This window comes from Micromonospora sp. GCM10011542, assembly GCF_042650685.1.
In the GTDB taxonomy this organism is placed as follows: domain Bacteria; phylum Actinomycetota; class Actinomycetes; order Mycobacteriales; family Micromonosporaceae; genus Micromonospora.
The window spans coordinates 106,545-133,248 of the sequence record NZ_JBHSBO010000032.1 but is presented as its reverse complement, the minus strand read 5'-3'; the positions used below and the strand labels follow the sequence as shown (position 1 = coordinate 133,248).

Genomic DNA, 26,704 nt, shown 5'->3' with positions numbered 1-26,704 from the left:
AGCTCGCCTTTCGTTCGCGGTCGTGCCGGCTCCTGCTCGCGACTGCGGGGCTCGCAAGCTCACTCCTCGCGCTCGCGGCAGGAACTCGCAAGCTCATTCCTCGCGCTCACCGGAAAGAAGGCTACCGTTGGGTCGTGCCCGAACTACCGGAGGTTGAGGCGCTCGCGGGTTACCTGCGACAGCGCGCGGTGGGGCGGCGGGTCGACCGGCTGGAGGTCGCCGCGATCAGCGCCCTGAAGACGTACGACCCGGCACCAACCGCGGTCACCGGCCGGACGGTGGTCGACGCCCGCCGGCACGGCAAGTTCCTCGACGTGGTCTTCGACGGCGACCTGCACCTGGTGGTCCACCTGGCCCGGGCCGGCTGGCTGCACTACCGGGAGGCGTTTGCGTCGTCCACCCCGCTGCGCCCCGGCAAGGGGCCGATCGCACTGCGGGTACGCCTCGACGACGGCTCCGGGTTCGACCTGACCGAGGCCGGCACGCAGAAGAAGCTGGCCGCGTACCTGGTCACGGACCCGTCGGCGGTGCCCGGGGTGGCCAAGCTCGGCCCGGACGCGCTCGCCGCGGACCTGCCCACCTTCGCCGAGCGGCTGCGCAGTCGGCGCGGGCAGGTCAAGGGGGTGCTGACCGACCAGGCGGTGCTGTCCGGGGTGGGCAACGCGTACTCCGACGAGATCCTGCACGCGGCGAAACTGTCCCCGTTCGCGATCACCGACCGGCTGACCGACGCCCAGCTCGCCACCCTGCACGCCGCCACCCGGCAGGTGCTCGGCGACGCGGTGGAGCGGTCCCTGGGCCAGCGGGCCGCCGAACTGAAGGGCGAGAAGCGCTCGGGGCTGAAGGTGCACGCCCGCACCGGGCTGCCCTGCCCGGTTTGCGGGGACACCGTCCGCGAGGTCTCCTTCGCCGATTCCAGCCTGCAGTACTGCCCGACCTGCCAGACCGGCGGCAAGCCGCTCGCTGACCGACGGTTGTCCCGTCTTGTACGGTGAGTAATCCCACCCGGCGACTACGGAGTGGAATCGGCGGCGCTGCGGCGAAGCTCCGGCGCACCGCTCTCCCGAGTTGCTTATCCATCGGTATAGTGGCCCGGTCCCCGGCTTCTGAAATGGTACGGAGCCGGCCAGATCCCGCCGGTACCGTCGGGCGCCAATCTCTTTCGGGGTGGCGACCGGCCAAGGCCCGCGTGGGAGACTGGGACGGTGGGCGACCCGGGCCCTCACTGCGAGTGAGCGGCACGTGTCATGCGGGAGGACATGGGTGAGGTGACGACAAGCCTCCAGCGCCCGGTAACCAACGAAGGCCGGAGCAGACTCGTGCGGCACGTCGACAGCTTCGAGATCCAGCCGCCGACGCCGTCGTCGCACAACGGCGTACCCCGGTCGGCGTGGGCTCGCGCCGGCCGCCGCGTATCGCGTTGGCACCGCCCCTACATCGCGATCCTGCTGCTGCTCGACTTCGGCGCGGCGGCGTTCGCCAGCTGGATCGCCATCCAGCTGTTCGACCAGGCCGCCTCCGGGTTCTCCGGCACCAAGCAGGACCCGACCTGGTTCCACACCGTCTCGTACCTGCTGCTCCCGCTGGGCTGGGTGGTGATCCTCTGGAGCAACCGGGCCTACGACCGGCGCTACCTGGGGCTCGGCCCGGACGAGTTCAAGCGGGTGATCCGCGCCTCGGTGACGGTGGCCGCGAGCGTCTCCTTCCTCGCCTTCTCCACCGTGACCCAGCTCTCCCGGTTCACCGTGGGCACGGCGCTCGTCGGTGCGACGCTGCTGATCCTCTGGGGTCGGTTCGTGTCCCGCTGGGCGCTGCACTACATCCGGCGGCGGGCCGGCCAGGCCGCGCACCGGATGGTGCTGGTCGGCACCCTGCCGGAGTGCCTGGAGGTCTACGCGGCGGTCACCCGCAGCCCGGCCGCCGGGCTGGTGCCGGTGGCCATCCACATCACCGACGGCTACGCGGCGGCCCGCGGGATGCCGACCCCGGTGCCGGTGTACGCCGGCCGGGACGTCCTCGCCCTGGTCCGCGAGGTCGGCGGCGACACCATCGCGGTCTGCGGGTCGGCCAGCGCCGAGCCGGGCGAGCTGCGCCGGCTGGCCTGGCAGTTGGAGGGCTCCGGCGTCGACCTGGTGGTCGCTCCGCAGCTCACCGACATCGCCGGTCCCCGGGTGCACATCCGGCCCATCGAGGGCCTGCCGCTGCTGCACGTCGAGGAGCCGACCCTCTCCGGGCCGGCGCTGCTGGCGAAGAACCTGATGGACCGGGTGGCCGCCGGCCTCGGCCTGCTGCTGCTGATCCCGATCTTCCTGGCCATCGCCGTAGCGATCCGGATCTCCGACCCCGGGCCGGTCTTCTTCCGCCAGCCCCGGGTCGGGCACGAGGGGCGCACCTTCCGGGTCTGGAAGTTCCGGACGATGTACGTCGACGCCGAGGACCGGCTGGCGAGCCTGACCGACCAGAACGAGACCGACGGCATGCTGTTCAAGATGAAGCAGGACCCCCGGGTCTTCCCGGTGGGCCGCTTCCTGCGCGCCTCGTCGCTGGACGAGCTGCCGCAGCTGATCAACGTGCTCTGGGGCGAGATGTCGCTGGTCGGCCCCCGGCCGCTGCCCGCCGACGACGGCGACTTCCTGGGCGACGTACGCCGCCGGCTGCTGGTCCGCCCCGGGATGACCGGCCTGTGGCAGGTCTCCGGTCGCTCCGACCTGTCCTGGGACGAGGCGGTCCGGCTGGACCTCTACTACGTCGACAACTGGTCGCTGGCGTACGACCTGAGCATCCTCTGGCGCACCGTCGGGGTGGTGCTCGCCCGCAAGGGCGCGTACTAGGGGCTTGGCGCGGCGGGCCGAAGGGGCCAGGATCGCTGCGTGAGTGGCAACCTGTCCGCCGTCGTCGGCGTCGTCTCGCTGGTCACCGCGCTGACCGCGGCCCTGTGGGCGGTGCTGCGGCTGCGCGCCCGCCGGGGCATCGCCACCGCCACCCAGCGGGCCACCTACGAGGTGCTGCACACCGCCGGACTGGCGGCCGAGCCGCTGCGGGCCGGGCTGAGCGCGGCGGGCGCGGCGAAGGCCGTACGTCATCTGCGGGCGCTGGTGGGCGCGGCCGGGCTGGCGCTCACCGACGCCGACACGCTGCTCGCTCTGGACGGGCGCGGCACCCACCACGCTCCGCAGCTGCTCGCGGCGGCCCAGCGGGCGGTGGCGAACGCCCGCTCGACCGTGCTCGGCGAGTCCGAGCTGCACTGCGACCGGGTCGACTGCCCGGTGCGCGGGGCGGTGATCGCCCCGCTGCACGGCGCGGACAACCGGGTCGTCGGGGCGCTGGTGGCGGTGGCCGACGGCCCGCCGGCGCCCGGGCTGGTACAGGCCACCCTGGAGACCGCGCACTGGGCCGGCAACCAACTGGCCCTGGCCGAGCTGGACTCGTCGCGGGAGCGGCTGGCCCGGGCCGAGGTACGGGCGCTGCGGGCGCAGATCAGCCCGCACTTCATCTACAACGCGCTGACCGCGATCGGCTCGTTCGTCCGCACCGACCCGGAGCGCGCCCGGGAGTTGATCCTGGAGTTCGCGGAGTTCACCCGGTACTCGTTCCGAGCGCACGGGGAGTTCACCACGCTGGCCGAGGAGCTGCGCTCGATCGACCGCTACCTGACCATCGAACGGGCCCGGTTCGGCGACCGGTTGCAGGTGCGGTTGCAGATCGCCCCGGAGGTGCTGCCGGTGACGCTGCCGTTCCTCTGCCTGCAACCGCTGGTGGAGAACGCGGTCCGGCACGGGTTGTCCCGCAAGCCGGGCACGGGCATGGTGAGCATCGAGGCCCGGGACGCGGGCGCGGAGTGCCACATCACGGTGGAGGATGACGGGGTGGGTATGGATCCGACCACGCTGACCGCCGGGATCGCCGAGCTGGCCCGCGGCAGCGGAGACCCGGGCGACGAGACGGGCCAGCACGTCGGCCTCTCCAACGTCGACGAGCGGCTGCGGTCGGTCTTCGGGGATCGCTTCGGCCTGGTCGTGGAGACCGGTGTGGGCTCGGGTACGAAGGTGAGCATGCGGGTGCCGAAGTTCCACCCCGGCGTGCGGGCCGGCTCGTGAGCGAGCGCAGCGAGCGAACCGACCGGACCGGCGCGGTGAGCACGTCCGGTTTCCTGCGCGTGCTGGCGGTCGACGACGAGCCACCCGCGCTGGACGAGCTGGCGTACCACCTGCGGGCCGATCCCCGGGTGGCCCGGCTGCACACCGCCGGCGACGCCACCGAGGCGCTGCGGCTGCTGCGCGACGGCGACGTGGACGTGGTCTTCCTGGACATCCGGATGCCGGGGCTGGACGGGATGGAGCTGGCCCGGGTGCTGCGCCGGTTCGCCCGACCACCGGCGATCGTCTTCGTCACCGCCTACGACGACGGGGCGGTGGACGCCTTCGACCTGGGCGCGACCGACTACGTGCGCAAGCCGGTGCGCGCCGAACGGCTGGCCGAGTCGTTGCGCCGGGTGATCGGTTCCCGGGTGGTCCCGTCGCATCCGGCGGCCCTGGCCCGGGCCGAGGAGGACCCGACCATCCCGATCGAGCTGGCCGGCACCACCCGGATGCTGCCCCGCTCGGCGGTGCGCTGGGTGGAGGCGCAGGGGGACTACGCCCGGCTGCACACGGGGGACGGCTCCCACCTGGTGCGGGTGTCGCTGGCCACGCTCGCCGAGCGGTGGGCGGACGCCGGCTTCGTCCGGGTGCACCGGTCCTACCTGGTCCAGTTGAAGCTGATCGCGGAGCTGCGGCTGGTCAACTCGGGGTACGTGGTGGTGATCGACTCCACCGAGCTGCCGGTGAGCCGGCGGCACACGCGGGAGCTGAAGGACAAACTGGTCCGGGCGGCCAAGCAGGACTGGAACCGCTGACTCGGGAATAAGGGCTCCTGCCGTACGTTGTACGCTACGACGTACGACTCCCAGGAGGCCGCCGTGACCGATACTCCGTTCGACGCCGGGACCGAATTCGACCGCCAGCTATACCGGCTGGTGGAGCTGGGCTATCCCGCCCTGGCCGAGCTGTCCGAGGACACCTTCCGCGACCTGGTCACGCCACTGCGGGCCGCCGCCGTCGAGGGCGCGGCCGGCCTGCCCGCCCCCACCGATGCCCGGGTGCCGTTCCTGCTGGTCACCACCAGGGAGCTCATCCCGGTACCGCCACGCCTGGAGATCACCACGCTGGCCGGCAAGCGCAAGCCCGGCTTCCTCGACCGCAACTTCCCCCTCGACGACCTGCCGACGTTCCACCCGATCAAGGAGCTGGAGGTGCCGGCCGGGCCGGCGTACCTGCTCTTCGACGTCGACCGGGGCGAGGAGTTCCGCAACCTGCCACCCGTCACCGCGCTGGAGGAGATGACCGGCCAGGGCCGGCTGCCACTCACCATCGACGAGGGCATCGCCCTGATCACGCTCTACCCGGCCGCGCTGGCCAGCAACCGGTGCTTCTCGCTGGTCGGGTCCCGCTGCGGCGACAAGCGGGTGCCGGCGCTCTGGATCAGTCAGGGCGCGCCCAAGCTGGGGTGGTGCTGGTACGGCAACCCGCACACCTGGCTCGGCTCCGCCTCGGCCCGCCCGGAGCGCGTCGGCCGGACGTGAACAGGTCAGCTGACGGGGGATGGGAGCGGGGCCGGTGGCAGTGCCACCGGCCCCGCCGCACGTCTGGCGGTGCTCAGTCCGGAAGCGGGAAGCGGGTCCATGTCTTCCCATCGCCGGTCAGCTGTACGTGGTCCGCACCCATCACCGTCATGTCGTCCCGGCCGTAGAGCCAGACGTATCCGGGCGAGGCACCGACCCCGCCCTCGCGCCGGTCGTACTCCCGGACCGTCGTGAAGTGTCGCCCGGCATCCCGGCTGACCATGGCCTTCGACCTGCTGCTGGCGGGCTGCATGTTTCCCGCCTCGGTGAGCAGCAGGGAACCGTCCGAGCCAACGACGAGGAACCGGGTCTCCAGGGAGTTGGGCAGGTCGGTGCCCATGTCCACCCAGGTCCGCCCGCCGTCCGTGGTACGCAGCAGCTGCGACGTGCCCTCGACCTCCATCGGGTCGGAACCGGGGCGCGGCGAAGGCGCGATCAGCAGGTACGCCTCCTGCATGCTGACCCCGGTCACCGCGATCACCTGCGCACCCTTGGCCGGTCGCCAGGTGGTCCAGGTGGCTCCCCGGTCCGCGCTCCGAGCGACCACCATCACGTCGGTGTCACCCGGCCAGTAGGTCACCCAGATGGATCCGTCGGCGCTCGGATAGATGCTGGAGGGCGGATAGGGCGACGGTGGCTTGCCGCGCAGCCGGTACACCGTCCCCGTCGCTGGGTCCACCGCCACCGGTTCGCGCAGTGCCCCGCAGCCCCTGCCCCACTGGCAGAACACCGGCTGCGCCTTCGTCGGGAAAGCGGACACCGTCACCATGGCCTGCTCGGCGTCCCGCCAGGTGCGGCCGTGGTCGGTGGAGAGCTGGAGCTGGTCGCCGTCGAGGATCAGGTAGGAGCGCTGCCCCAGCACCGAGAACTCGGGGTGGGCCGGCGAGTTCCCCTGGGCGTCCGTGTCGCACCGGTTGCTGCGGTAACGGGTTGCCTTCTCGCCGGTCCAGCTGCGCCCGCCGTCGTCGGTGTGTCGGAACCGCACGGTGGGGCAACCGTCGTCGCCGTCCCACACCCCCACGAGGACGCCCGACTCCGGCCCGGTCAGGAAGAGCTCGCCACCACGGTCCGGCTTGACCGGCGGCTGGTCCGGGCCGGTCCAGTCGCCCCGGCCGGTGTTGCCGACCAGGGGCAGCATCGCCATGCTGGCCAGGGCGACGACCAGGACGAGCGCCACCCCACTGGTACGCCGCCGACGGCGGGCCCGCGCTGCCGTCCACAGGTCGTCCAGGGGTGGCTGGCGGACGGCGTCGGCGACCGTGTCGACGTCGAAGCCGGTGAACTCACGATCGGACATCGATCCTCCCGGTGTTCGTGCTGTCGCTGACGTCGGAGTCGGTGAGCAGCGCCGCCAGCGCCTGCCGACCCCGGGACAACCGGGACTTGACCGTGCCCGGCGAGACGCCCAGAGTCGCCGCGACCTCGTCGACCGGCAGGTCGACCAGGTAGTGCAGGGCCAGCGCGTGCCGCTGCCCCTCGGGCAGCCCGCGCAGCGCGGCGAGCAGCGCCAGATGCTCCGGTGACCGGTCGGCGACGGCCGGCGGCGGGCCGATCCGACGCAGCAGCCCGTCCAGCACGCGCCGTCTGCGGTGCCGGGTGCGGGCGACGTTCACCGCCACCCGACGCAACCATGCCTCCGGGTTGTCGAGCCGGGCGAACCGCCCGGGCGCGGCCAGCGCACGGGTGAACGCCTCCTGTACCGCCTCCTGCGCCTCGTTGAGGTCGCCGGTCACCGCGTACAACTGGACCACCAGGCGGCGGAAACAGCCGGCGTAGAGCTCGGAGATCAGATCACCGTCGGACACCGTCACCTCCCTTCTCCACCTGTCCCACTCCTCGGCGGGGCAGAAGGTTCCGGTGCGGTGGTCAGAAGATGTCGGCCAGGGCCAGCGTGAGAGGGAACGGCTGATCGGCCCGGTAGGTCTCGGTGCCGGAGATGGCGGCCGTCTCCCGGTAGACGCCGCCGACGTTCTCCAGAACGGTGAGGGTCTGCTTGCGCGGCTCCACCAGCCAGTAGCGGGGGATGCCGGCGACCGCGTACTCGTGTCGTTTGAGCACGAGGTCCCGACCGGCGTTGCTCGGCGAGATCACCTCGACCACCAGGAGCACGTCAGCGGGGCGGAGAGCCGCACCGCCCTCATCCAGGGCGCTCTCCCGCGCGACGAAGAGATCGGGGACGAAGTACGACGAGCGCTTCGCGCTGACGCCGATGTCCTGCCCGACGAGGAGACCGGCGGGGGCCTGGCGATCCAGGAGGCGGCGGAGGCGGTTGGCGACCGCGCCGTGGAAGACGTCCGCGTGGGGGGACACGAGCAGACTCCCGTCGAAGATCTCGTAGTCCTGGCCGTCCTCGGGCAGGTCCTGGAGGTCGTCCACCGTCCAGGCGCCGTCGCGACCGGGCCGAGCAGGGCTGGTCACCGTCACACCTCCTTCCTACCGGCCCACCCTGGCACCCCACCCCGTCGTCCACAACGAACCCACGCTCATCCACCGGGTTATCCACAGGAGTGAGCCGTTCTCCACAGGTTGTTCACAACGCGCGCCACCGATCTCCACGGCGGCTCCCTACAGTCAGTGCCCATGAACGAACGCCGGATCCTGGTGGTCGAGGACGAACGGACCATCGCCGAGTCGGTCGCCGCCCGGCTGCGCGCCGAGGGATTCACCGTGGACATCGCCGCCGACGGTCCCAGCGCGGTAGAGCGGTTCCGCGACGGGCGGCACGACCTCGTCGTCCTGGACGTGATGCTGCCGGGGTTCGACGGCCTGGAGGTGTGCCGGCGGATTCAGGCCGACCGACCGGTGCCGGTGCTGATGCTGACCGCCCGCGACGACGAGACGGACCTGCTGGTCGGGTTGGCCGTCGGGGCCGACGACTACCTCACCAAGCCCTTCTCGATGCGGGAACTGGCGGCGCGGGTGCACGTGCTGCTGCGCCGGATGGAACGGGCGGCGACCGCGCCGCCGGCCAGCGTCCGGCTCGGCGACATCGAGATCAGCCCCACCGAACGTCGGGTGGTGAAGGACGGCGCCGAGGTGCACCTCACCCCGACCGAGTTCGACCTGCTCGTCCACCTGGCCGGCCGGCCGCGCACGGTGCTGCCCCGGGAGCGACTGCTCGCCGACGTGTGGGGCTGGGCCGACGGCACCGGCACCCGCACCGTGGACAGCCACGTCAAGGCGCTGCGGCGCAAGCTCGGTGCCGACCTGATCCGGACCGTCCACGGCGTCGGGTACGCCCTGGAGGTGCCCGCGTGACCGGCCCGTTGGTGCGCTGGCTGGACGAGGTGCTGCCCCGGCCGCTCGACCCGGTCCGCTCGATCAAGATGAAGCTCGGCGTTCTGCTGGTCGCCTCCTGGGCCGTCGCCATCGGCTACTTCTGGTACGGCATCGGTTGGCTGCCACCGGGCACGTCGATCACCGTCATCTGCATCGCGCTGGTCACCTCGCAGGTGCTGGCCCACGGGATGACGTCCCCGCTGCGGGAGATGACCGCCGCCGCCGGGGCGATGGCCCGCGGCGACTACACCCGGCGGGTGCGGGCCACCTCCCGGGACGAGGTCGGCGAACTGGCGCAGGCGTTCAACAAGATGGCCGAGGACCTGGCCGCCGCCGACCAGCGCCGCCGGGAGCTGATCGCCAACGTCTCGCACGAGCTGCGGACACCGATCACCGCGTTGCAGGGCGTACTGGAGAACCTGGTCGACGGGGTGGCCAGCCCGGAGCCGGCCGCGCTGCGGGCGGCGCTCGCCCAGACCGAACGGCTCGGCCACCTCGTCGCGGACCTGCTCGACCTGTCCCGCCTCGACGCCGGTGTCGTCCCCCTGCGCCGGGTCCGCATCGAGGTCGCCGACTTCCTCGACGAGGCGGTGGAGCACGCCGTCGCCAGCGCGGCGGGCGCCGGTCGCGACGTGCGGTTCCGGCTGCGGGAACTGCCCACCCCGTTGACGCTCGAGGGCGACCCGTGGCGGCTGCACCAGGTGTTCGCCAACCTGCTCGACAACGCTGCCCGGCACAGTCCGGCCGGCGGCACGGTGCTGATCACCGCCGAGGAGCGCGCCGGCCACCTGCACTTCGAGGTCACCGACGAGGGCGAGGGCATCCCCGCGGCGGAACGGTCCCTGGTCTTCGAACGGTTCACCCGCGGTGAGCGGACCGCCGGAGGCGGGACCGGGCTGGGCCTGGCCATCGCCCGCTGGGTGGTCGAGCTGCACGGCGGCAGCATCCGCGTCGCCGACGCGGCGGGGCCGGCCCGCGCTCACCGTCCCGGCTGCCGCGTCGAGGTGACCCTTCCCCGTACCGCACGTATCCGAGAAGAGGCCGTATGACCAGCGCACCCGTCAGACCGGGCCCGATGCCCGCACCCGCTGGCACCGGTGTCGGGCCCTGGCCGCCGACCCCGCCCGTGCCCCGCCCCCCGTCCTTCTTCCAGCGACGCTGGCCCGGTCCCAGCGGGCCGGCCCGACCGCTGGTGCTCGGCGCGGTCGCGGTCGCCGCCACGGTCGGCGCCTCGGTCGTACCCCTGGACCGACCGGGACTCGGCTGGCTGCTGGCAGCCGTGGCCGGCGCCGGCGCTCTCGGCACGGCGGCCACCGTTCGGCCTCGGCCGGCGGCCACCGTGGCGCCTCGGCCAGCGGCACCGACGGCACCGGGTCCAACGGGCGCACCCGGAGCAGTGGCGCCACCTGGAGCGCCGGCGGCGCCGTCGCCAACAGCGGCCGCCGGTGCACCGGCGGCACCGGCCGCAGCAGCCATCGCGTCCCGACCACCGACGCCGGCGAAGCTCACCCCCGGGCCGGCGGTCTCCGGACCGGCGAGCACCGGCACGCCGGCCGCCATACCGGCGGCGAGCACCACCACGGGGGGCGCCGTGGCCGCCCGTCCCGGCGCCACGGGGGCGTCGGGGCGGGCCGTCCGGCTGGCCTGGGCGGCCGCCACACTCGCCCTGGTCGGGGTGGGGACCCTCCGGGCAGCCGGCTGGCTGTTCGTGCTCTGCCTGCTCGCGGCCGTCGCCACCACCACCCTCGCGGTGGTCGGTGGCCGTTCGGTGCCGGGGATGCTCGTGGCGGTGCTGCTGCCGCCGGCCGCCACCGCGCGGGCACTGCCCTGGGCGGCGCGGGGGCTGCCCAGGTCCGGCACGAACGGCCCGAGCATCGGGCGCGGCCTCGCCACGGTCGCCGTCACCGCCGGTCTGCTCCTGGTCTTCGGGCTGCTCTTCTCCTCGGCCGACGCCGTCTTCGCCGACCTGCTCACCGGTCTGCTGCCGGACGTGTCGACCCCCGGGGTGGTCGGTTGGGTGTTCCGCGTACTCCTGGTCGGCGCGGCACTGCTCGGTGGGGCGTACCTGTTGGCCGCGCCGCCGGAGCTGGACGGCCTGGCGGTCACCCCCGGCCGGACCGTCCACCGACTGGAGTGGGCTCTGCCGCTGGCGCTGCTGGACCTGCTCTTCGCCGCCTTCGTGCTGGTGCAGCTCACCGTGCTGTTCGGCGGCTCGGGCCACGTGCTGCGCACCAGCGGACTCACCTACGCCACCTACGCCCGCGGCGGCTTCTGGCAGTTGCTCGTCGTCTCCGCGCTCACCCTGCTGGTGATCGGCGGCGTCTTCCGCTGGGCACCCCGGCGCACCCGCGCGGAGCGGATCCTCATCCGGCTGCTGGTCGGTGCCCTGGCCGCGCTGAGCCTGGTCGTGGTCGCCTCGGCGCTGTACCGGATGCAGGTGTACGCCGACGCGTACGGGGCCACCCGGCTGCGGCTCGTCGTGGCGACCGTCGAAATCTGGCTCGGGCTGCTCTTCGTGCTGGTCGGGGTGGCCGCGATGCGGCTGCGCGGTGGCTGGCTGCCGCGGCTGGTGCTGGCCGCGGCCGTGGTCGCCCTCCTCGGCCTGGCCGCACTCAACCCGGACCGGTTCATCGCCGAACGCAACATCGACCGGTACCAGCAGAGCGAGCGGCTGGACGTGGGCTACCTGTCCGGGCTCTCCGCGGACGCCGTGCCGGCGCTGGACCGGCTGCCCGAGCCGATGCGCTCCTGCGCGCTGCGGGAGATCGCGGCGGACCTGCCCACCGACGGCTGGTGGGCCGCGAACGCGGGCCGGGCACAGGCGCGGGCGGTGCTCGGGCGGAACGAGGCCGGGGGGTGCCTGCTGCCGCGCTGGTGAGCCGGCCGCGCTTGACATTCCCGGTGGGCAGGCGAGACTGCCGGGATGACCGGAGTCGGTGAGCCGCGCGTACCGGAGCGGCCCCTGCGGGCCGCTCCGATACCCGGTCCACGGCCGGCGAAGCCGTCGGGGCGCACCCGCGTGGTGCTGGCCGAGGTGTCCCGGCGGGACAGCCGTGCCGAGCGGACCCGCACCGAACTGACCCAGCAGACCCAGGTCGGCGAGGCGCTGGTCCGCGGCCTGGTCCGGGCCCAGCTCGCGCTGGCGGTACGGCTCTCCCTGGTGGTGGCAATCGGCCTCGGCGGGCTGCCCTGGCTGTTCGCCATCGCGCCGTCGCTCGGCCGGACCACCGTCGCCGGCGTCAACCTGCCCTGGCTGCTGCTGGGCGTGGTCTCCTTCCCGTTCCTGATCGCGGTGGGTTGGGCGTACGTGCGGCTGGCCGAACGCAACGAGCAGGACTTCACCGACCTGGTGCAACGGCCGGAGCGCTGAGCGGTGGGCAACGGGTACGTCGTCCCGGCGATCGTCACGGTCACCCTGGTCACCCTCGGGATCGGTTTCTACGGGCTGCGGCTGGCCCGGACCACCTCGGACTTCCTGGTCGCGTCCCGGGCGATCAGCCCGACCTGGAACGCCGCCGCGATCGGCGGGGAGTACCTGTCGGCGGCGAGCTTCCTCGGCATCGCCGGCCTGGTCCTCAAGTACGGCGTGGACGTGCTCTGGTATCCGGTCGGCTTCGCCGCCGGTTATCTGGCCCTGCTGCTCTTCGTGGCCGCGCCGCTGCGCCGCTCGGGGGCGTTCACCCTGCCCGACTTCTGCGAGCTGCGGCTGGGCTCGCGCCGGCTGCGGATCCTGGCCACCATCTTCGTGATCTTCATCGGTTGGCTCTACCTGGTCCCGCAGCTCCAGGGCGCCGGGCTCACCCTGGCCACGGTGGCCGGTTCCCCGTACCCGGTCGGCGCGCTGCTGGTGGCCGCCGTGGTCACCGCGAACGTGGCGCTCGGCGGGATGCGGGCCATCACCTTCGTGCAGGCGTTCCAGTACTGGCTGAAGCTGACCGCGCTGGCCGTACCGGCGATCTTCCTGGCGTTGCAGTGGCAGGCCGACGCCCGGCCGGCGGTGACCCCGCCGGACGGCCCGACCTTCCGGGCCGCGACCACCGTCGTGGTCGAGCACCGCGCGACCCTCACCCTGCCCGACGGTGACATCCGGGAGGTACGCCCCGGCGACGAGCTGAGCTTCGCCGCGGGTGACCCGGTGCCGGAGGTGTCCGGGGTGGCCACCGACGCCGGGGACTGGCTGCTGCCCAGCACGGCCGGCGACGACGACCGGGGTCTGTTCGCCACGTACTCGCTGATCCTGGCGACCTTCCTCGGCACCATGGGGTTGCCGCACGTGCTGGTGCGCTTCTACACCAACCCCGACGGCGCGGCGGCCCGCCGGACGACCCTGGTCGTGCTGGCCCTGGTCGGCGCCTTCTACCTGCTGCCCACCCTGTACGGGGTGCTCGGCCGGATCTACACCCCGCAGTTGCTGGTCAGCGGCCAGACCGACGCCGTGGTGGTGCTGCTGCCCGGCGCGGCGCTCGGCGACGGGCTGGCCGGGCGGCTGCTCGCCGCCCTGGTCGCCGCGGGCGCGTTCGCGGCCTTCCTCTCCACCTCGTCCGGGCTGCTGACCAGCGTGGCCGGGGTGATCTCCACGGACGTGCTGGGCCGAGGTTCGGTACGCGGCTTCCGGCTGGCCACGGTCATCGCCGGGGGTGTGCCGGCGGTGCTGGCGCTGCGCGTGTCCGGACTGGACGTGTCGCAGGTGGTGGGGCTGGCCTTCGCGGTCGCCGCGTCGAGTTTCTGCCCGTTGCTGGTGCTCGGCATCTGGTGGCGGGGGCTCACCGACCTGGGCGCCGCCGCCGGTGTGCTGGCTGGCGGTGGCGCCGCGATCGGCGCGGTGCTGGTCACCGTGCTGGGTCCGCCGCTCTCCGGCTGGCCGGCCACGCTCACGGCCCAGCCGGCCGCCTGGACGGTGCCGCTGGCGTTCACCGTGATGGTGGTGGTCTCGATGGCCACCCGCCGCCGGGCACCGGCCGACGTCGGCGCCACGATGCTCCGCCTGCACGCCCCGGAGGCGTTGCGGCTGTAGAGCTCCCGACACCGGTTCGGGGCTGAGCGGACGATGGCCCGCTGGCTACACTGCCGCTCGTGACGTACCCCTCGGATCTGGGCAGGTCGATCTCGGAGATGCTGGCGACGCTCGGTCGTGCCGGCGTCGGTGGCGACGCGACGGACCAACCGGAGGAGGCGGCCCAGCCGCTGCAGGGCGTCGGCGAGGCCGCCGACGGCATGGTCCGGGTGGTGGCACTCGCCGGTGGGCAGATCGAGTCGGTGTGGATCGACCCGCGGCTGATGCGGTCGGCCTCGGAGAGCCTCGCCGAGGAGATCCGTACGGCCACCAACGCCGCCCTGGCGGACCTGCGCACGGCGCTGGCCGACGCCACCACCACACCGGACACGACCGCCATGCTGGAGCAGTTGCGCGAGCTGCAGCGGGGCGCGGTACCGCAGTTGCAGGGCTTCATCGACACCCTCAGCGGGGTGCAGGAGCGGCTCTCCTCCGGTCGGCGGCCCTGACGTGGTGCGGGCCGTCGACCCCGACGGGCTACGCGCCGCCGGCACCAACCTTCAGGACGTCTCCGACCGCTTCCTCACCGAGCTGCGCACGTTCCTGGCCGACCTACAGGGGTTCGGTGCGCCGTGGGGCGACGACGACATCGGCAGCCTGATCGGTGCGGCCTGCGAGGAGGTCACCGCGTACGCCGCGGAGTGCTTCGAATCCGCGATCGAGGAACTCGGCGTGGTCGGCGTCGACCTCAACCGGATGGCGCACCTCGTCGAGGAGGACGAGCGGGCCATCGCCGCGCGTCTGACCGGGCTCGGCCAGGAGTTGGGGTGAGCTGACGTGGGGCTGCAACTGCCGGGCGAGCTGGTGAGCGTCCTGGGCATGATCGGGTACGACTGGCCGCTGGCGGACGAGACGGCGCTCTTCGAGATGGGGCAGCGCTGGCTCGAGTTCAGCCAGACCCTGCACGCCCTCACCGCGGAGGCGGCGCAGGCCGCCCAGCCGGTCGGTGCGGGCAACGCCGGCGCCGACATCGACGCGTTCCAGCAGTACTGGACCGGGCAGGACGGGCCGGTGCCGGTCCTGGAGGACGGCGCGCTGGCCGCCACCCTGGCCGGCACCGGTCTGATGATCGTCGGCGCGATCGTGCTGGCCCTGAAGATCCAGGTGATCGTGCAGTTGGTGATCCTGGCCATCGAGATAGCGCAGGCGGTGGCGACCGCTGTGGTGACGTTCGGGGCGTCGCTGGCCGAGATCCCGATCTTCCAGATGATCACCCGCGAGATCGTCGGTCTGCTCATCGACCAGGTCGTGACCGAGCTGATCGATGGGTAAACGCGCCCGGGGCAAGTTCATCCGCGCGGCCTTGTCGCACCTGCGCAAGCAGCGCAAGCGCGCTCGTCACGGGCAGCGGACGGAGGGCATGACGCCGGAACGGCTCCGGCACACCCTGCTCGGCGAGCGGGACGGCCGGGCATCCGGATGGCACCACCGCCCGGGCGGCATCGACCCGCCCGGCGCGAAATTGATCGAGGTCACGGAGAGAGACGCCAAGAGTGGCGTCTATCGCGGCGAGGTCGCCTTCCAGAACCGTCGGACCGGTGCATGGCGGCAGAAACGTGGTGGCAGCACGTTCTTCCCCGACGACTGGACGCCCCAGCAGGTGGATCGTGCGGTCAGCCGCGGCTTCGAGGCACCGGACGTCGTCAAGGATCCGAAGACGGGTCGCTGGTCGAGCACCTTCCGGGGCGTCAACCTGGAAGGCTTCTACGACCCGGAGAGTGGCAAACTCAGCCACGGTTATCCAGTCCTGCGTCGTCCTGGAGGTACTCCCTGAGCAGCATCGAGTTCTACTGGACCAAGACCGGACGGGCCGAGTACCGCACGAAGGACTCGCGGCTGGAGTGCATCGGAATGTGGCTGACCGGAGACGTGCAGGCCGACCGCAGTACCTGCCTCGACCTACTCGCCGACCTGGAGGACATCGCTACCGGGCGGAAGGAGACCGAGAGCTGGGAGGGCAACGCCTGGGCTGCGGAGATCAGCGCGAGCGGCGTCGACCTGCAGAACCTGTGGCGAGACCAACTTGCCGCCCACTACCCGCTGGCCGAAACCCGCCGGATCGCGGATCAGTACTGGCGACTTCTGGCTGCCGAGCCGGGCCGGGCAGCGGTGCTGGCGCGCTGGGAGGAACGCAACGGTCGTGAACACCCCTATCCGGGGCTTTGAGGCCGTGTTGGTCGAGTTCCACCGGGACGAGACCGGACACGTCGCCTTCCGCAGCGACGCCCGGATGAAGTGCCTTGCCATGTGGCTCACGGGTGACATCCAGTCGTCGCACGAGATCTGCCTCGACCTTCTCGCTGATTTGGAGGACATCGCTACCGGGCGGAAGGAGACCGAGAGCTGGGAGGGCAACGCCTGGGCCGCCGAGATCGGCGCCACCGGCGTCGACCTGCAGAACCTCTGGGTGGAAGACCTTTCGGCCCATCACCCCCTGGCGGAGGCTCGGCGTGCCGCCGAGCAGTACTGGCGACTGCTGGCCGACGATCCGGACCGCGCCCGAGCCGTGACCGAATGGGAGCGCGACAACGGTCGCCAGCACCCCTACCCGGGACTGTGACGTGTTGCTGGAGTTCTACTGGTCCGTGAACGGGACAGCAAAGTACCGCACCACGGACCGCCGACTGGCCTGCCTGGGGATGTGGTTGACCGACGACATCCAGAGCGTGCACGACTCGTGCCTGGACCTGCTGGCCGATCTGGAGGACATCGCAGCCGGGCGCAAGGTGAGCGAGAGCTGGGAGGGCAACGCCTGGGCCGCCGAGCTGAGCGCGGAGGGGGTCGACCTGCAATGTCTCTGGCGGGACGTGCTCAGCGCCCACTATCCGCTCGGCGAGACCCGTCGGGTGGTGGCGCAGTACTGGCGACTCCTGGCGGCGAAACCGGGACGCGATCCGGCGATCACCCGCTGGGAGGAGCGGAACTGTCGCCCGCATCCGCGCCCGTCGTTCTGAGGGCAGACGGTTCCTCTCCCGGCGCTGCGCGAGTTCGGCTTCTGGTGGCGCGGGCTGGCCGGCTGCGGCGCCGCCGGGGTACTGGTCGACGCCGGCGCCGCGATCGGACCGGCGGGAGTCAGCAGGCGTCGGTGTCGGCGCAGAGCCGGTTCGCCACCAATCGCGCGTACGTGCGCGCCTCGTCCGGTCGGGTGTCGCCGGGCATCCGCACCTGGGCCAGCAGGTCACCCGCCCGCCTCCTGCGCCGCGTCCTGCGCCTCGTTCAGGTCGCCGCCGAGCGCGTAGAGCACGGTGACCACCCGGTGCCTGGTCGTTCGATAGAAGTCCTCGAACCCCTCGTCCACGTCCACGTCCAAAGTCCCTCCCCGCCGTGGGTCCTGCCACCGTCACCCGCCGCCGGGTGGACCGGTTGCCCCTGACGCCCGTACGTCTGGGAGACGACCGGAAGTCCACCTGCGGCGGGAGCGCGCGGGTGGCGGCGGACGGATAGCGTCGGGGCATGACTGGTGACCACCCCGCGCTCGCGCTGCGCGGCCTGGCGAAGCGGTTCGACGGCACCGTAGCGGTGGCGGGTGTCGATCTGGACGTTCCGGCCGGCTCGTTCTACGGCCTGCTCGGCCCGAACGGCGCCGGCAAGACCACCACGCTGTCGATGGCGGTCGGGCTGCTCCGGCCGGACGCCGGGTCGGCCTGGGTGCTGGGGCACGACGTGTGGCGGGATCCGGTCGGCGCGAAGCGGCTGCTCGGGGTCATGCCGGACGGCGTGCGGCTCTTCGACCGGCTGACCGGCGCGGAGTTGTTGGCGTACCACGGTCTGCTGCGCGGGATGGACCCGGCGGTGGTCGACCAGCGGGCGGCGGAGCTGCTCGACGTGCTGGCACTCGGTGACGCCGGCCGGACCCTGGTGGTGGACTACTCGGCCGGCATGAAGAAGAAGATCGGTCTGGCCTGCGCGCTGTTGCACGGCCCCCGGCTGCTGGTGTTGGACGAGCCGTTCGAGGCGGTCGACCCGGTCTCCGCAGCGCTGATCCGGGACATCCTCAGCCGGTACGTGTCCGGCGGCGGCACCGTGGTCTTCTCCAGTCACGTCATGGAGGTCGTCGAGCGGCTCTGCTCGCACGTGGCGATCCTCGCGGAGGGCGTCATCAAGCGGGTCGGCACGATCGCCGAGGTGCGCGGCGACCGTTCCCTGGAGCAGGTCTTCGTCGAGGTGGTCGGGGGGCGCACGGCGACCGGCGAGGAGCTGTCGTGGCTGTCTCGATGACCGTGGCGGCGCCGCCGGCCGGGCCGGTCCGCGCCGTCTCCGCCCGGCACTTCGTCCGGCTCAAGCTGCGGGTGATGGGCAACAACTTCCGCGGCCAGGGCTGGCGTGTCGCACTCTTCGTGTTCGGCGCGCTGTTCGGGCTCTGGGTCGCGGCCAGCGGCTTCTTCCTCTTCGCCCTGCCCGGCCTGTCAGGTACGGGCCGGTACGCGATCCTCCTCGCGGCGGGCGGCGGCGGGCTGCTGGTGCTCGGTTGGCTGCTGCTGCCGCTGGTCTTCTTCGGGGTGGACGAGACGCTCGACCCGGCCCGCTTCGCGCTGCTGCCACTGACGCGTCGCACGTTGGTCACCGGCCTGTTCGCCGCGGCGCTGCTCAGCGTGCCGGCGGTAGCGGTGCTGATCGCCGCATCCGGTCTGGTGGTCAGCGCGGCGGCGCTGGGCGGATGGTCGGCGGCGGTGGTCGCCGCCGTCGGCGTGGTCGCCGGGGTGTTGCTCTGCGTCGCGGCCAGTCGCGCGATGACCAGCGCCTTCGCCAGCATGCTGCGCTCACGTCGGGTCCGCGACCTGGCGGCCGTGCTGTTGGCGGTGGCCGCGGCGCTGCTCGGGCCGCTGCAGATCTTCGGGGCCGCCGCGCTGCGGGGCGCGGACTGGGACCGGTTGTCGGGCGCGGCGACCGTGCTGGGTTGGACGCCGCTCGGTGCCCCGTGGACCGTCGGCATCGACGTGGCCCAGGGCCGGGTCTGGGCCGCCCCGGTCAAGTTGCTGATCACGCTCGCGGCGCTCGCCGCGCTGCTGGTCTGGTGGTCGCGTTCCCTGGAGTCGGCCATGGTCGGCGCAGTGAGTGCCGGCCCCGCGCCGACGCAACGGGGCGTCAGCGGCGGCGCGGTGGCGCAACTCTTCCCGCGCATGGTCGGTTGGGCGCCGCGGAGCCGCTTCGGCGCGCTGGTCGCCCGGGAGGCCCGCTACTGGTGGCGCGACGCGCGACGCCGCGCCAACCTGATCACCATCGCGGTGGTCGGCATCTTCGTACCCGTGATGGTCAACCTCGGTGGCGCGGGCTTCGGGGCGGACGGCGGGCCGGGCCTGACCCCCACCGCCGACTCGTCTCCCGTACTGGTCACCCTCTCGATGCTCTTCGTCGGTGTGCTGGCCTCGGCCACCCTCGCCAACCAGTTCGGCTTCGACGGCAGCGCGTACGCCGCGAACGTGGTGGCCGGGGTGCCCGGCCGACTGGAGCTGCGCGCGCGGATGGTGGCGTTCTCGGTGTACGTGCTGCCGATGCTGGGGGTCGTCGCGGTGGTGCTGTCGCTGGTGCTGCGGCAGCCCTGCTGGACCGGGTTGACCGTCGGCACCCTGGCCGCGACCTACGGCGCGGGGCTGGCGGTGAACAGCTACGTCTCGGTGCTCGGGGCGTACTCGTTGCCGGAGACCAGCAACCCGTTCGCGATGAACACCGGCGCGGGAATGGCGAAGAGTCTGCTCACCATGCTGTCCATGCTCATCTCGGCAGTGGTCGCGGTGCCGATGGTGGTGGCCGCCGGGCTGCTCGGCGACGCCTGGCTCTGGCTGGCCCTCCCGGTCGGGGCGGCGTACGGGTTGGGCGCGGCACTGCTGGGCGCGTACCTGGCCGGTGACGTGCTGGACCGGCGCCAGCCGGAGCTGCTCTCCACGGTCACGCCGCGCCGCTGACCCGGCGGAGGGCTTCCGAGGTGGGGGACGGCCCGGGGCGGCACAATGTTTCACGTGAATCAGGAGCCGGGTGCCGAGATCCACCACACCGATCCGTTCGCCGTTCCGGCCGGGCAACGCTCACCGGTACGCCGGCTGCGCGGTCGCCTCGCCGCGCCGGTGACGCTCTGGACGGCGCCCGGGCCGGCCGGCCTGACGGTCTCGTCCACCCTGGTCGCCGAGGGCGAGCCGGACCGGCTGCTCGGACTGATCGACCCGGAGTCGGACCTGTGGGCGGCCGTGGAGGAGGCGGGTCGTTTCGCGGTGGCGCCTCTGGGCCCGCCACACCGGCAGCTCGCCGACCGGTTCGCCGGCCTGTTCCCCTCTCCGGGTGGGCTCTTCGCCACGGGGCCGTGGACCGACACTCCGTACGGCCCGGTCCCGACCGACGCCGGCGGGTGGGCCGGCTGCCGGCTGGACAGCGCCCGGGAGTACGGCTGGGGCCTGCTGGTGGAGGCCACCATCGAGGCGGTCGACCTGGCCGACGAGACGGCGCCGCTGCTGCACTACCGCGGCCGGTACCAGGAGCTGCGCGACTGAGTCCGACCCGGACCGGTCATCGCAGTGACCTGGGTCACTCGGCGCAGCCAACCAACCGCTCGGCGCACTCACCGACCGGTGTCGATCTCAGCCTTCCCCGGCGGGGAGCGCGCTCTCTACGGTGCGCGAAACTCCCGACGCCTGTGAAGGTGGTGATCCACAGATGTCCACGGACACACCCGCGCCGACCGCTTCCCAGCCGGACCGGTACCTGGCCGTACAACGGTCGGACGAGTTCGCCGGGTTACGGCGCGCGTTGCGCGGCTTCGTCTTCCCGATGACCGTCGCGTTCTTCCTGTGGTACGCGCTCTACGTCATCCTTTCCGCGTACGCGCGGGACTTCATGGGCACGAAGCTCTTCGGCAGCAACATCAATGTCGCCCTCGTCTTCGGCCTGCTCCAGTTCGTCTCCACGTTCCTGATCGCCTGGCTCTACTCCCGGTACGCCGACCGGAAGATCGACCCGGTCGCCGACCGCATCCGCGCCGAGATCGGGGAGGTGACCCATGATGACGGTCCTCGCGGCTGAGGCGGGCAGCACCACCGCCCGCAACCTCACCATCACGCTCTTCCTGGTCTTCGTAGCGGTGACCCTGGCCATCACCATCTGGGCCAGCCGGCAGACCAAGACCGCCACCGACTTCTACGCCGGCGGCCGGTCCTTCTCGGGCTTCCAGAACGGCATGGCGATCGGCGGCGACTACATGTCGGCGGCCTCGTTCCTCGGCATCGCCGGCATCATCGCGCTGTACGGCTACGACGGCTTCCTCTACTCGATCGGCTTCCTGGTCGCCTGGCTGGTGGCACTGCTGCTGGTCGCGGAGCTGCTGCGCAATTCCGGCCGGTACACGATGGCCGACGTGCTGGCCTTCCGGATGCGCCAGCGTCCGGTCCGCACGGCGGCGGCCGTCTCCACCATCACCGTGTCGATCTTCTACCTGCTGGCCCAGATGGTGGGCGCGGGCGCGCTGGTGGCGCTGCTGCTCGGCATCAAGCCGGGCACCACCTTCCTCGGGATGGACGCGGACACCGCCAAGGTGGCCACCATCATCATGGTCGGCGCCCTGATGATCATCTACGTCACGGTCGGCGGCATGAAGGGCACCACCTACGTGCAGATCGTCAAGGCGTTCCTGCTGATGGGCGGCGCGCTGGTGATGACCCTGCTGGTGCTGGCCAAGTACAAGTTCAACCTCTCCTCGCTGCTCGGCGACGCCGCGTCGTCCTCCGGCAAGGGGGCCGCGTTCCTCGAACCGGGACTGCGGTACGGCGTCGAGGTGGCCGGCAACTCGACGCAGACCTTCTACAACAAGGTCGATCTGCTCTCGCTGGGCATCGCGCTGGTGCTCGGCACCGCCGGCCTGCCGCACATCCTGATCCGCTTCTACACCGTGCCGACCGCCCGGGCGGCCCGCAAGAGCGTGCTCTGGGCGATCGGCATCATCGGCACGTTCTACCTGCTCACCCTCGCGCTCGGCTTCGGCGCGGCGGCGCTGGTCGGCGGTCAGGCGATCACCGCGCAGGACAAGGCCGGCAACACCGCCGCGCCGCAGCTGGCCGAGGCGCTGGGCGTGGACTTCCTCGGCGGTGACCTGGGCGGTGCCACCCTGCTGGCGATCATCGCGGCCGTCGCCTTCGCCACGATCCTGGCGGTGGTGGCCGGGTTGACCCTGGCCTCCTCGTCCAGCCTGGCGCACGACTTCTACGCCAACGTGATCAAGCGGGGGCAGGCGTCGGAGCGGCAGGAGGTGACGGTCGCCCGGGTCTCCGCCCTGGTGATCGGCGCCGTGGCGATCGCCCTGTCGATCTTCGCGCAAAGCCTGAACGTCGCGTTCCTGGTGGCGCTGGCCTTCGCGGTCGCCGCTTCGGGCAACCTGCCGGCGATCCTCTACAGCCTGTTCTGGCGGCGGTTCAACACCTCCGGCGCGGTGTGGGCGATCTACGGTGGCCTGCTCGCCGCCGTGGTGCTGGTGTTCTTCTCCCCGGTGGTGTCCGGGGCGGCGACGTCGATGTTCCCGAAGCACGACTGGCAGTGGTTCCCGCTGTCGAACCCGGGCATCATCTCCATCCCGTTCGGCTTCCTGTGCGGATGGATCGGCACGATCATCTCCAAGGAGCACGACGAGGCGAAGTACGCGGAGCTGGAGGTCCGGGCCCTCACCGGCGCCGGCGCCCACTGATCCCGACTCGTGTTAGGAGGGGCCCCCTGTACAACGCCAGGCGTTAACAGGGGGCCCTTCCTTACCTTTCGGCGCTGGGTAGGCTGGCCGGCATGAAGGTTGCTGCGCGCTTCGGTTCCGGTCACCGCATCCTCGTCACCGGCGGCGCCGGCTTCGTCCCGTCACACCTGGTGGACGCCCTGATCGCGCGGGGTTGCACGGTGGTCGCGCTGGACAACTTCGTCACCGGCTCGAAGGACAACGTCGCCCACCTGCTGGAGAAGCCGACCTTCACCCTGGTCGAGGCGGACATCTCCGACGGCCTGCCGACCCACCACCCGGCGCTGGCCGAGCGCTTCGACGCGATCCTGCACATGGCCTCCCCGGCGAGCCCGACCGACTTCGAGAAGCTTCCGGTGGAGATCCTCCGGGTCGGCTCGGTGGGCACCCTGCACCTGCTGGACCGCGCACTCGCCGACGGCGCCCGGTTCCTGATGGCGTCCACCTCGGAGGCGTACGGGGACCCGAAGGAGCACCCGCAGCGCGAGACGTACTGGGGCAACGTCAACCCGATCGGGATCCGCAGCGTCTACGACGAGGCGAAGCGCTTCTCGGAGGCGGCCACCATGGCCTACCACCGCAGCCGGGGGCTGGACGCCGCGATCGTACGGATCTTCAACACGTACGGCCCGCGGATGCGTCCGGACGACGGCCGGGCGATCCCCACCTTCATCTCCCAGGCGCTGCGCGGCGAGCCGATCACCGTGCACGGCACCGGCAACCAGACCCGGTCCATCTGCTTCGTCGAGGACCTGGTGCGGGGCATCCTGCTGCTGCTGGACTCGACCGAGACCGGCCCGATCAACTGCGGCACCGAGCACGAGCTCACCATGCGGCAACTGGCTGAGTTGATCGTGTCGCTCTCCGGCAGCACCTCGCAGGTGACCTACATCACCCGCAGCGCGGACGATCCGGAGATGCGCCGCCCGGACCTGGCCCTTGCGCGCGACCTGCTCGGTTACGAGCCGACCGTGGCGCCCGAAGACGGCCTGCGACGCACGATCGAGTACTTCCGTTCGCGGCTAGGGTAACCGGCCGGCGGGACACCGCCGGTGGCTGAGTGTCGCCTGAGGGCGGCGGTGGCTCTCGCTACGTACCCTGAGTTACATGTCCGCGTACTCCTCTGCCGGCGTCCCGGTTCCGTACCTGCATCGCAGCGCCGGGCGCGCGTCGGTGCCCGACCCTGACCGGGCCTCCGGCCGCGCGCGGCCGGGCGAGGCGCGCTGGTACCCGTCGCCCGACGAGGAGCGGCCCGGCGGCGGCCCGGGTGGGCCCGGCGGGCCCGGCGGCCCGACGGGTCCGGTCTACGGCGGCCGGCCGGGGCGTCGCGGGCCACGACCGCGCTGGGGACGGATCGGCCTGGTGGCCGGGGTCGCGGTGCTGGTGCTGGCCCTGCTCGGCGGCGCCGGGGCCTGGTTCTACGCCCGCAACCTCGACAGCGACCTGGCCCGCACCGACCCGTTCGCGGAGATCACCGGCGGCCGTCCGGCCAAGACGGTCGACGGTGCGTTGAACATCCTGCTGGTGGGCAGCGACTCGCGGGACCCGGACGCCCCGGTCGACACCAAGAGCCAGTGGCGCGCGGACACGATCATCGTGATGCACATCCCGGCGGACCACCAGGAGGCCTACCTGGTCTCCATTCCGCGTGACCTCTACGTGCCGATCCCGCAGAGCGCCGGCGCGGACTGCGGCTCCGGGCAGCGCGCGAAGATCAACGCCGCGTTCGCCTTCGGTGGGCTGCCGCTGGCGGTCCGCACCGTGGAGTGCTTCACCGACGTACGCATCGACCACGTCATGGCGATCGACTTCGCCGGGTTCAAGCAGGTCACCGACGCCCTCGGCGGCGTCGACCTGAAGGTGGAACGGACCATCACCTCGATCCACAAGCCGTACCGGACGTTCACCAAGGGCACCAACCACATGGACGGGGCGGAGGCGCTGGACTGGATCCGGCAGCGCAAGCAGTTCCCGGACGGGGACTTCGCCCGGATGCGACACCAGCAGGAGTTCCTCCGGGCGCTGCTGGACAAGGCGGCGAGCACCGGCACGCTGGCCAACCCGAAGAAGCTCAACGACTTCCTCCAGTCGGTGACCGCGGCGGCCACCGTCGACCAGGGCTTCTCGTTGACCGACATGGCGGTGCAGTTCCGCAACCTGCGCGGCCAGAACCTCACGTTCGTGACCAGCCCGAACTCGGGTAGCGCGACGATCAACGGGGAGTCGGTCGTGGTCTCCGACCGGGAGAAGGCGCTGGCCATGTACCAGGCCATGGCGAAGGACACCATGGCCGACTGGGTGAAGGCCAACCAGAAGAACGGCACCGACGGCGGCTGATCCGGCCGGAGCGGGCGGCTGGGGCCCGGCTGGCGTGGCGGGTCCACTGTCCGGACGGCGACCCTGACCGTTCGGACCATCGAGTGGCGACGATCGACCGATCAGGTGGATCCGGCGTCCGGATTGCCCGGGATCAACTCGCCAAGCGGAAATGATGTCCGTACAGTGGGGCCGCCCCCCTCCTGACCACGTGAGCTGGAGCACGCATGCCGGTTCAAGCCCGCCGTCGCCCTTCGAGTACCGGATCCGCCGCGCCGAGCGGCCGGATCGCCGCGTCCATCCCCGTCCAGCCGGGTCCCGGCGGCGGTGGGCCGGGCGGTCGCGGGCCCGGCGGTGGTGACAGGTCGGGCGGCGGTGGAGGGGCGAAGAAGCGGCCCCGGCGCAAGGATCCGCTCTGGGCCCGGCTCACCCTGATCTTCGGTGCCGTGCTCATGTTGACGAGTGGGGTCGCGATCGTCGGCAGCAAGGCCGTGATCGGGCAGGCGACCAAGGACATCGCGCAGCGCGACCTGCTGGGCGGCGCCGGCAAGTCGGACGCCGAGGGCGGGGCCAACCTGGACGGCCCGATCGACATGCTGCTGCTCGGCGTGGACGCCCGTGAGCGGTGGGCCGCCGACAACGTCCGGTCGGACAGCATCATCATCCTGCACATCCCGGCCTCGCACGACCAGGCGTACCTGATCTCCATCCCCCGGGACACCGAGGCGCAGATCCCGGCGTTCCCGAAGAGCGGCTACACGGGCGGCACCGAAAAGATCAACGCAGCCTTCGAGGCCGGCGCCCGCAACGGCGGCGGCTGGGAGGGCGGCGCCCAGTTGATGGCGCAGACGATCAAGCAGCTCACCGGGATCAGCTTCGACGGCGCGGCGATCATCAACTTCGGTGGCTTCAAGAACGTCATCGACACCCTCGGCACCGTCCGCATCTGCGTGAGCCACGAGGTCAAGTCGAAGCACATGTCGTTCGTCGACGGCAAGCCCATGTGGAACGCCGACGCCAAGAAGACCGGCAAGCCGATGACCGCGGTGGTGCACAAGAAGGGCTGCCAGGAGATGGAGGGCTGGGCGGCCCTCGACTACTCCCGCCAGCGCTATGGGCTCCCCGGCGGCGACTACGACCGGCAGCAGAACCAGCAGCAGCTGATCAAGGCGATGGCCCGCAAGGCCACCGACGGCGGCATGCTGAGCAACCCGGCCAAGCTGAACCAGCTGATCAAGGCGGCCGGCAAGGCCTTCGTACTGGACACCGGCGGCGTACCGATCGAGAACTTCATCTTCACCATGCGCGGGGTCACCGCGAACGAGTTGACCATGCTGAAGACCAACAACGGCAGCTTCAACGGCAACGGCAACAACCGCGAGGCGTTGAACCCCGAGACGCTGGACATGTTCCGGGCGGTCAAGCAGGACAAGCTCGCCGAGTTCGTCTTCACCCACCCCGAGGTGATCTCCAGCCGCAAGTGACGTGGCGGTCGCCCGATCCGCCGAAGTCGCGGAAAGCCGGCGACCGTCGCGTCACCGCCCGTAGCCTGACGTGAGCAGGTTTCACGTATCGGCTGCGGGGAGGCGGTCACGTCCAGGTCGGGGCGGAACGCGGCGGACCGGACCGGCCCCGGCCGCCCCCGCTGGCCGCGCCTCCTGCTCGGCGTCGGCCTGACCCTCACCCTGCTGTCCGG

General features: G+C 71.9%; 27 protein-coding genes and 2 pseudogenes. 25 read left to right on the top strand and 4 right to left on the bottom strand.

Annotated elements, in window-relative coordinates:
* Nucleotides 1-134 precede the first annotated feature (134 nt).
* From ACFOW4_RS11765 to ACFOW4_RS11745, 5 genes are all read left to right on the top strand, one after another.
* Complete coding sequence (locus ACFOW4_RS11765) at nucleotides 135-995, top strand: Fpg/Nei family DNA glycosylase (RefSeq protein ID WP_377527011.1); 861 nt, start codon at nucleotides 135-137, stop codon at nucleotides 993-995.
* Between the two features lie 264 nt (nucleotides 996-1,259).
* Nucleotides 1,260-2,831, top strand: coding sequence for a sugar transferase (locus ACFOW4_RS11760; RefSeq protein ID WP_377527090.1), 1,572 nt, complete (start codon nucleotides 1,260-1,262; stop codon nucleotides 2,829-2,831).
* 39 nt (nucleotides 2,832-2,870) lie between these two features.
* On the top strand, nucleotides 2,871-4,097 hold the full coding sequence (locus tag ACFOW4_RS11755) for a sensor histidine kinase (protein WP_377527009.1): 1,227 nt from the start codon (nucleotides 2,871-2,873) through the stop codon (nucleotides 4,095-4,097).
* A 35-nt stretch (nucleotides 4,098-4,132) separates the two neighbouring features.
* Nucleotides 4,133-4,894: a LytR/AlgR family response regulator transcription factor gene (locus ACFOW4_RS11750; protein ID WP_377527089.1), complete on the top strand. Its 762-nt coding sequence runs from the start codon at nucleotides 4,133-4,135 to the stop codon at nucleotides 4,892-4,894.
* Nucleotides 4,895-4,957: 63 nt separating this feature from the next.
* Nucleotides 4,958-5,620 (top strand): DUF5701 family protein, encoded by a 663-nt coding sequence (locus tag ACFOW4_RS11745; RefSeq protein ID WP_377527008.1) that lies wholly within the window; start codon nucleotides 4,958-4,960, stop codon nucleotides 5,618-5,620.
* Between the two features lie 73 nt (nucleotides 5,621-5,693).
* Here the strand turns inward: ACFOW4_RS11745 and ACFOW4_RS11740 are convergent, their stop codons facing one another.
* The 3 genes from ACFOW4_RS11740 to ACFOW4_RS11730 form a co-directional block, all read right to left on the bottom strand.
* A complete protein-coding gene (locus ACFOW4_RS11740) occupies nucleotides 5,694-6,956 on the bottom strand; it encodes a hypothetical protein (RefSeq protein ID WP_377527006.1) in 1,263 nt (420 codons plus the stop codon).
* Nucleotides 6,943-7,464, bottom strand: a complete 522-nt coding sequence (locus tag ACFOW4_RS11735; RefSeq protein WP_377527005.1) for an RNA polymerase sigma factor — start codon at nucleotides 7,462-7,464, stop codon at nucleotides 6,943-6,945. Before ACFOW4_RS11735 ends, ACFOW4_RS11740 begins: the two co-directional genes overlap by 14 nt.
* A gap of 61 nt (nucleotides 7,465-7,525) precedes the next feature.
* On the bottom strand, nucleotides 7,526-8,077 hold the full coding sequence (locus tag ACFOW4_RS11730; protein WP_377527004.1) for a Uma2 family endonuclease: 552 nt from the start codon (nucleotides 8,075-8,077) through the stop codon (nucleotides 7,526-7,528).
* Nucleotides 8,078-8,239: 162 nt separating this feature from the next.
* Between ACFOW4_RS11730 and ACFOW4_RS11725 the strand changes: the two genes are divergently transcribed.
* From ACFOW4_RS11725 to ACFOW4_RS11670, 12 genes are all read left to right on the top strand, one after another.
* Nucleotides 8,240-8,917 (top strand): response regulator transcription factor, encoded by a 678-nt coding sequence (locus ACFOW4_RS11725; protein ID WP_377527002.1) that lies wholly within the window; start codon nucleotides 8,240-8,242, stop codon nucleotides 8,915-8,917.
* A 68-nt stretch (nucleotides 8,918-8,985) separates the two neighbouring features.
* Entirely contained in the window at nucleotides 8,986-9,987 is a 1,002-nt protein-coding gene (locus ACFOW4_RS11720) for an ATP-binding protein (protein WP_377527087.1), read from the top strand.
* A 26-nt stretch (nucleotides 9,988-10,013) separates the two neighbouring features.
* Nucleotides 10,014-11,816 (top strand): DUF4153 domain-containing protein, encoded by a 1,803-nt coding sequence (locus ACFOW4_RS11715; RefSeq protein ID WP_377527001.1) that lies wholly within the window; start codon nucleotides 10,014-10,016, stop codon nucleotides 11,814-11,816.
* Between the two features lie 45 nt (nucleotides 11,817-11,861).
* Nucleotides 11,862-12,308, top strand: a complete 447-nt coding sequence (locus ACFOW4_RS11710) for a hypothetical protein (protein ID WP_377526999.1) — start codon at nucleotides 11,862-11,864, stop codon at nucleotides 12,306-12,308.
* A 3-nt stretch (nucleotides 12,309-12,311) separates the two neighbouring features.
* On the top strand, nucleotides 12,312-13,952 hold the full coding sequence (locus ACFOW4_RS11705) for a cation acetate symporter (RefSeq protein ID WP_377526998.1): 1,641 nt from the start codon (nucleotides 12,312-12,314) through the stop codon (nucleotides 13,950-13,952).
* A 59-nt stretch (nucleotides 13,953-14,011) separates the two neighbouring features.
* Entirely contained in the window at nucleotides 14,012-14,440 is a 429-nt protein-coding gene (locus ACFOW4_RS11700; protein WP_377526996.1) for a YbaB/EbfC family nucleoid-associated protein, read from the top strand.
* A 4-nt stretch (nucleotides 14,441-14,444) separates the two neighbouring features.
* Entirely contained in the window at nucleotides 14,445-14,762 is a 318-nt protein-coding gene (locus ACFOW4_RS11695) for a hypothetical protein (protein ID WP_377526995.1), read from the top strand.
* 6 nt (nucleotides 14,763-14,768) lie between these two features.
* Nucleotides 14,769-15,263: a hypothetical protein gene (locus ACFOW4_RS11690; RefSeq protein ID WP_377526993.1), complete on the top strand. Its 495-nt coding sequence runs from the start codon at nucleotides 14,769-14,771 to the stop codon at nucleotides 15,261-15,263.
* The gene (locus ACFOW4_RS11685; RefSeq protein WP_377526991.1) at nucleotides 15,256-15,765 is read left to right on the top strand and encodes an EndoU domain-containing protein; all 510 of its coding nucleotides are present in this window, start codon (nucleotides 15,256-15,258) and stop codon (nucleotides 15,763-15,765) included. Before ACFOW4_RS11690 ends, ACFOW4_RS11685 begins: the two co-directional genes overlap by 8 nt.
* Nucleotides 15,766-15,842: 77 nt before the next feature.
* Nucleotides 15,843-16,157: a hypothetical protein gene (locus ACFOW4_RS11680; RefSeq protein ID WP_377526989.1), complete on the top strand. Its 315-nt coding sequence runs from the start codon at nucleotides 15,843-15,845 to the stop codon at nucleotides 16,155-16,157.
* Nucleotides 16,158-16,164: 7 nt separating this feature from the next.
* Entirely contained in the window at nucleotides 16,165-16,551 is a 387-nt protein-coding gene (locus ACFOW4_RS11675) for a hypothetical protein (protein ID WP_377526988.1), read from the top strand.
* Between the two features lies 1 nt (nucleotide 16,552).
* A complete protein-coding gene (locus tag ACFOW4_RS11670) occupies nucleotides 16,553-16,945 on the top strand; it encodes a hypothetical protein (protein WP_377526987.1) in 393 nt (130 codons plus the stop codon).
* Between the two features lie 233 nt (nucleotides 16,946-17,178).
* Here ACFOW4_RS11670 and ACFOW4_RS11665 read toward each other — a convergent pair.
* Nucleotides 17,179-17,295: pseudogene (locus ACFOW4_RS11665) on the bottom strand (SigE family RNA polymerase sigma factor); the annotation flags it as partial.
* 149 nt (nucleotides 17,296-17,444) lie between these two features.
* Between ACFOW4_RS11665 and ACFOW4_RS11660 the strand changes: the two are divergent.
* From ACFOW4_RS11660 to ACFOW4_RS11625, 8 genes and pseudogenes are all read left to right on the top strand, one after another.
* Complete coding sequence (locus ACFOW4_RS11660; RefSeq protein ID WP_377526985.1) at nucleotides 17,445-18,209, top strand: ABC transporter ATP-binding protein; 765 nt, start codon at nucleotides 17,445-17,447, stop codon at nucleotides 18,207-18,209.
* Nucleotides 18,206-19,894 carry an ABC transporter permease gene (locus ACFOW4_RS11655; protein WP_377527086.1) on the top strand — a complete coding sequence of 563 codons (1,689 nt, stop codon included), beginning with the start codon at nucleotides 18,206-18,208 and terminating at the stop codon, nucleotides 19,892-19,894. The genes ACFOW4_RS11660 and ACFOW4_RS11655 overlap by 4 nt, the downstream gene beginning before the upstream one ends.
* A 33-nt stretch (nucleotides 19,895-19,927) precedes the next feature.
* Nucleotides 19,928-20,473 (top strand): annotated as a pseudogene (locus ACFOW4_RS11650) (flavin reductase family protein); the annotation flags it as partial.
* A gap of 163 nt (nucleotides 20,474-20,636) precedes the next feature.
* A complete protein-coding gene (locus ACFOW4_RS11645; RefSeq protein ID WP_377526984.1) occupies nucleotides 20,637-21,002 on the top strand; it encodes a DUF485 domain-containing protein in 366 nt (121 codons plus the stop codon).
* Nucleotides 20,980-22,653, top strand: a complete 1,674-nt coding sequence (locus tag ACFOW4_RS11640; RefSeq protein WP_377526982.1) for a cation acetate symporter — start codon at nucleotides 20,980-20,982, stop codon at nucleotides 22,651-22,653. The genes ACFOW4_RS11645 and ACFOW4_RS11640 overlap by 23 nt, the downstream gene beginning before the upstream one ends.
* Nucleotides 22,654-22,745: 92 nt before the next feature.
* Nucleotides 22,746-23,723, top strand: a complete 978-nt coding sequence (locus ACFOW4_RS11635; RefSeq protein WP_377526981.1) for an NAD-dependent epimerase/dehydratase family protein — start codon at nucleotides 22,746-22,748, stop codon at nucleotides 23,721-23,723.
* Between the two features lie 76 nt (nucleotides 23,724-23,799).
* A complete protein-coding gene (locus tag ACFOW4_RS11630) occupies nucleotides 23,800-25,029 on the top strand; it encodes an LCP family protein (protein WP_377526979.1) in 1,230 nt (409 codons plus the stop codon).
* A gap of 206 nt (nucleotides 25,030-25,235) precedes the next feature.
* Complete coding sequence (locus tag ACFOW4_RS11625; RefSeq protein WP_377526978.1) at nucleotides 25,236-26,492, top strand: LCP family protein; 1,257 nt, start codon at nucleotides 25,236-25,238, stop codon at nucleotides 26,490-26,492.
* Nucleotides 26,493-26,704 lie beyond the last annotated feature (212 nt).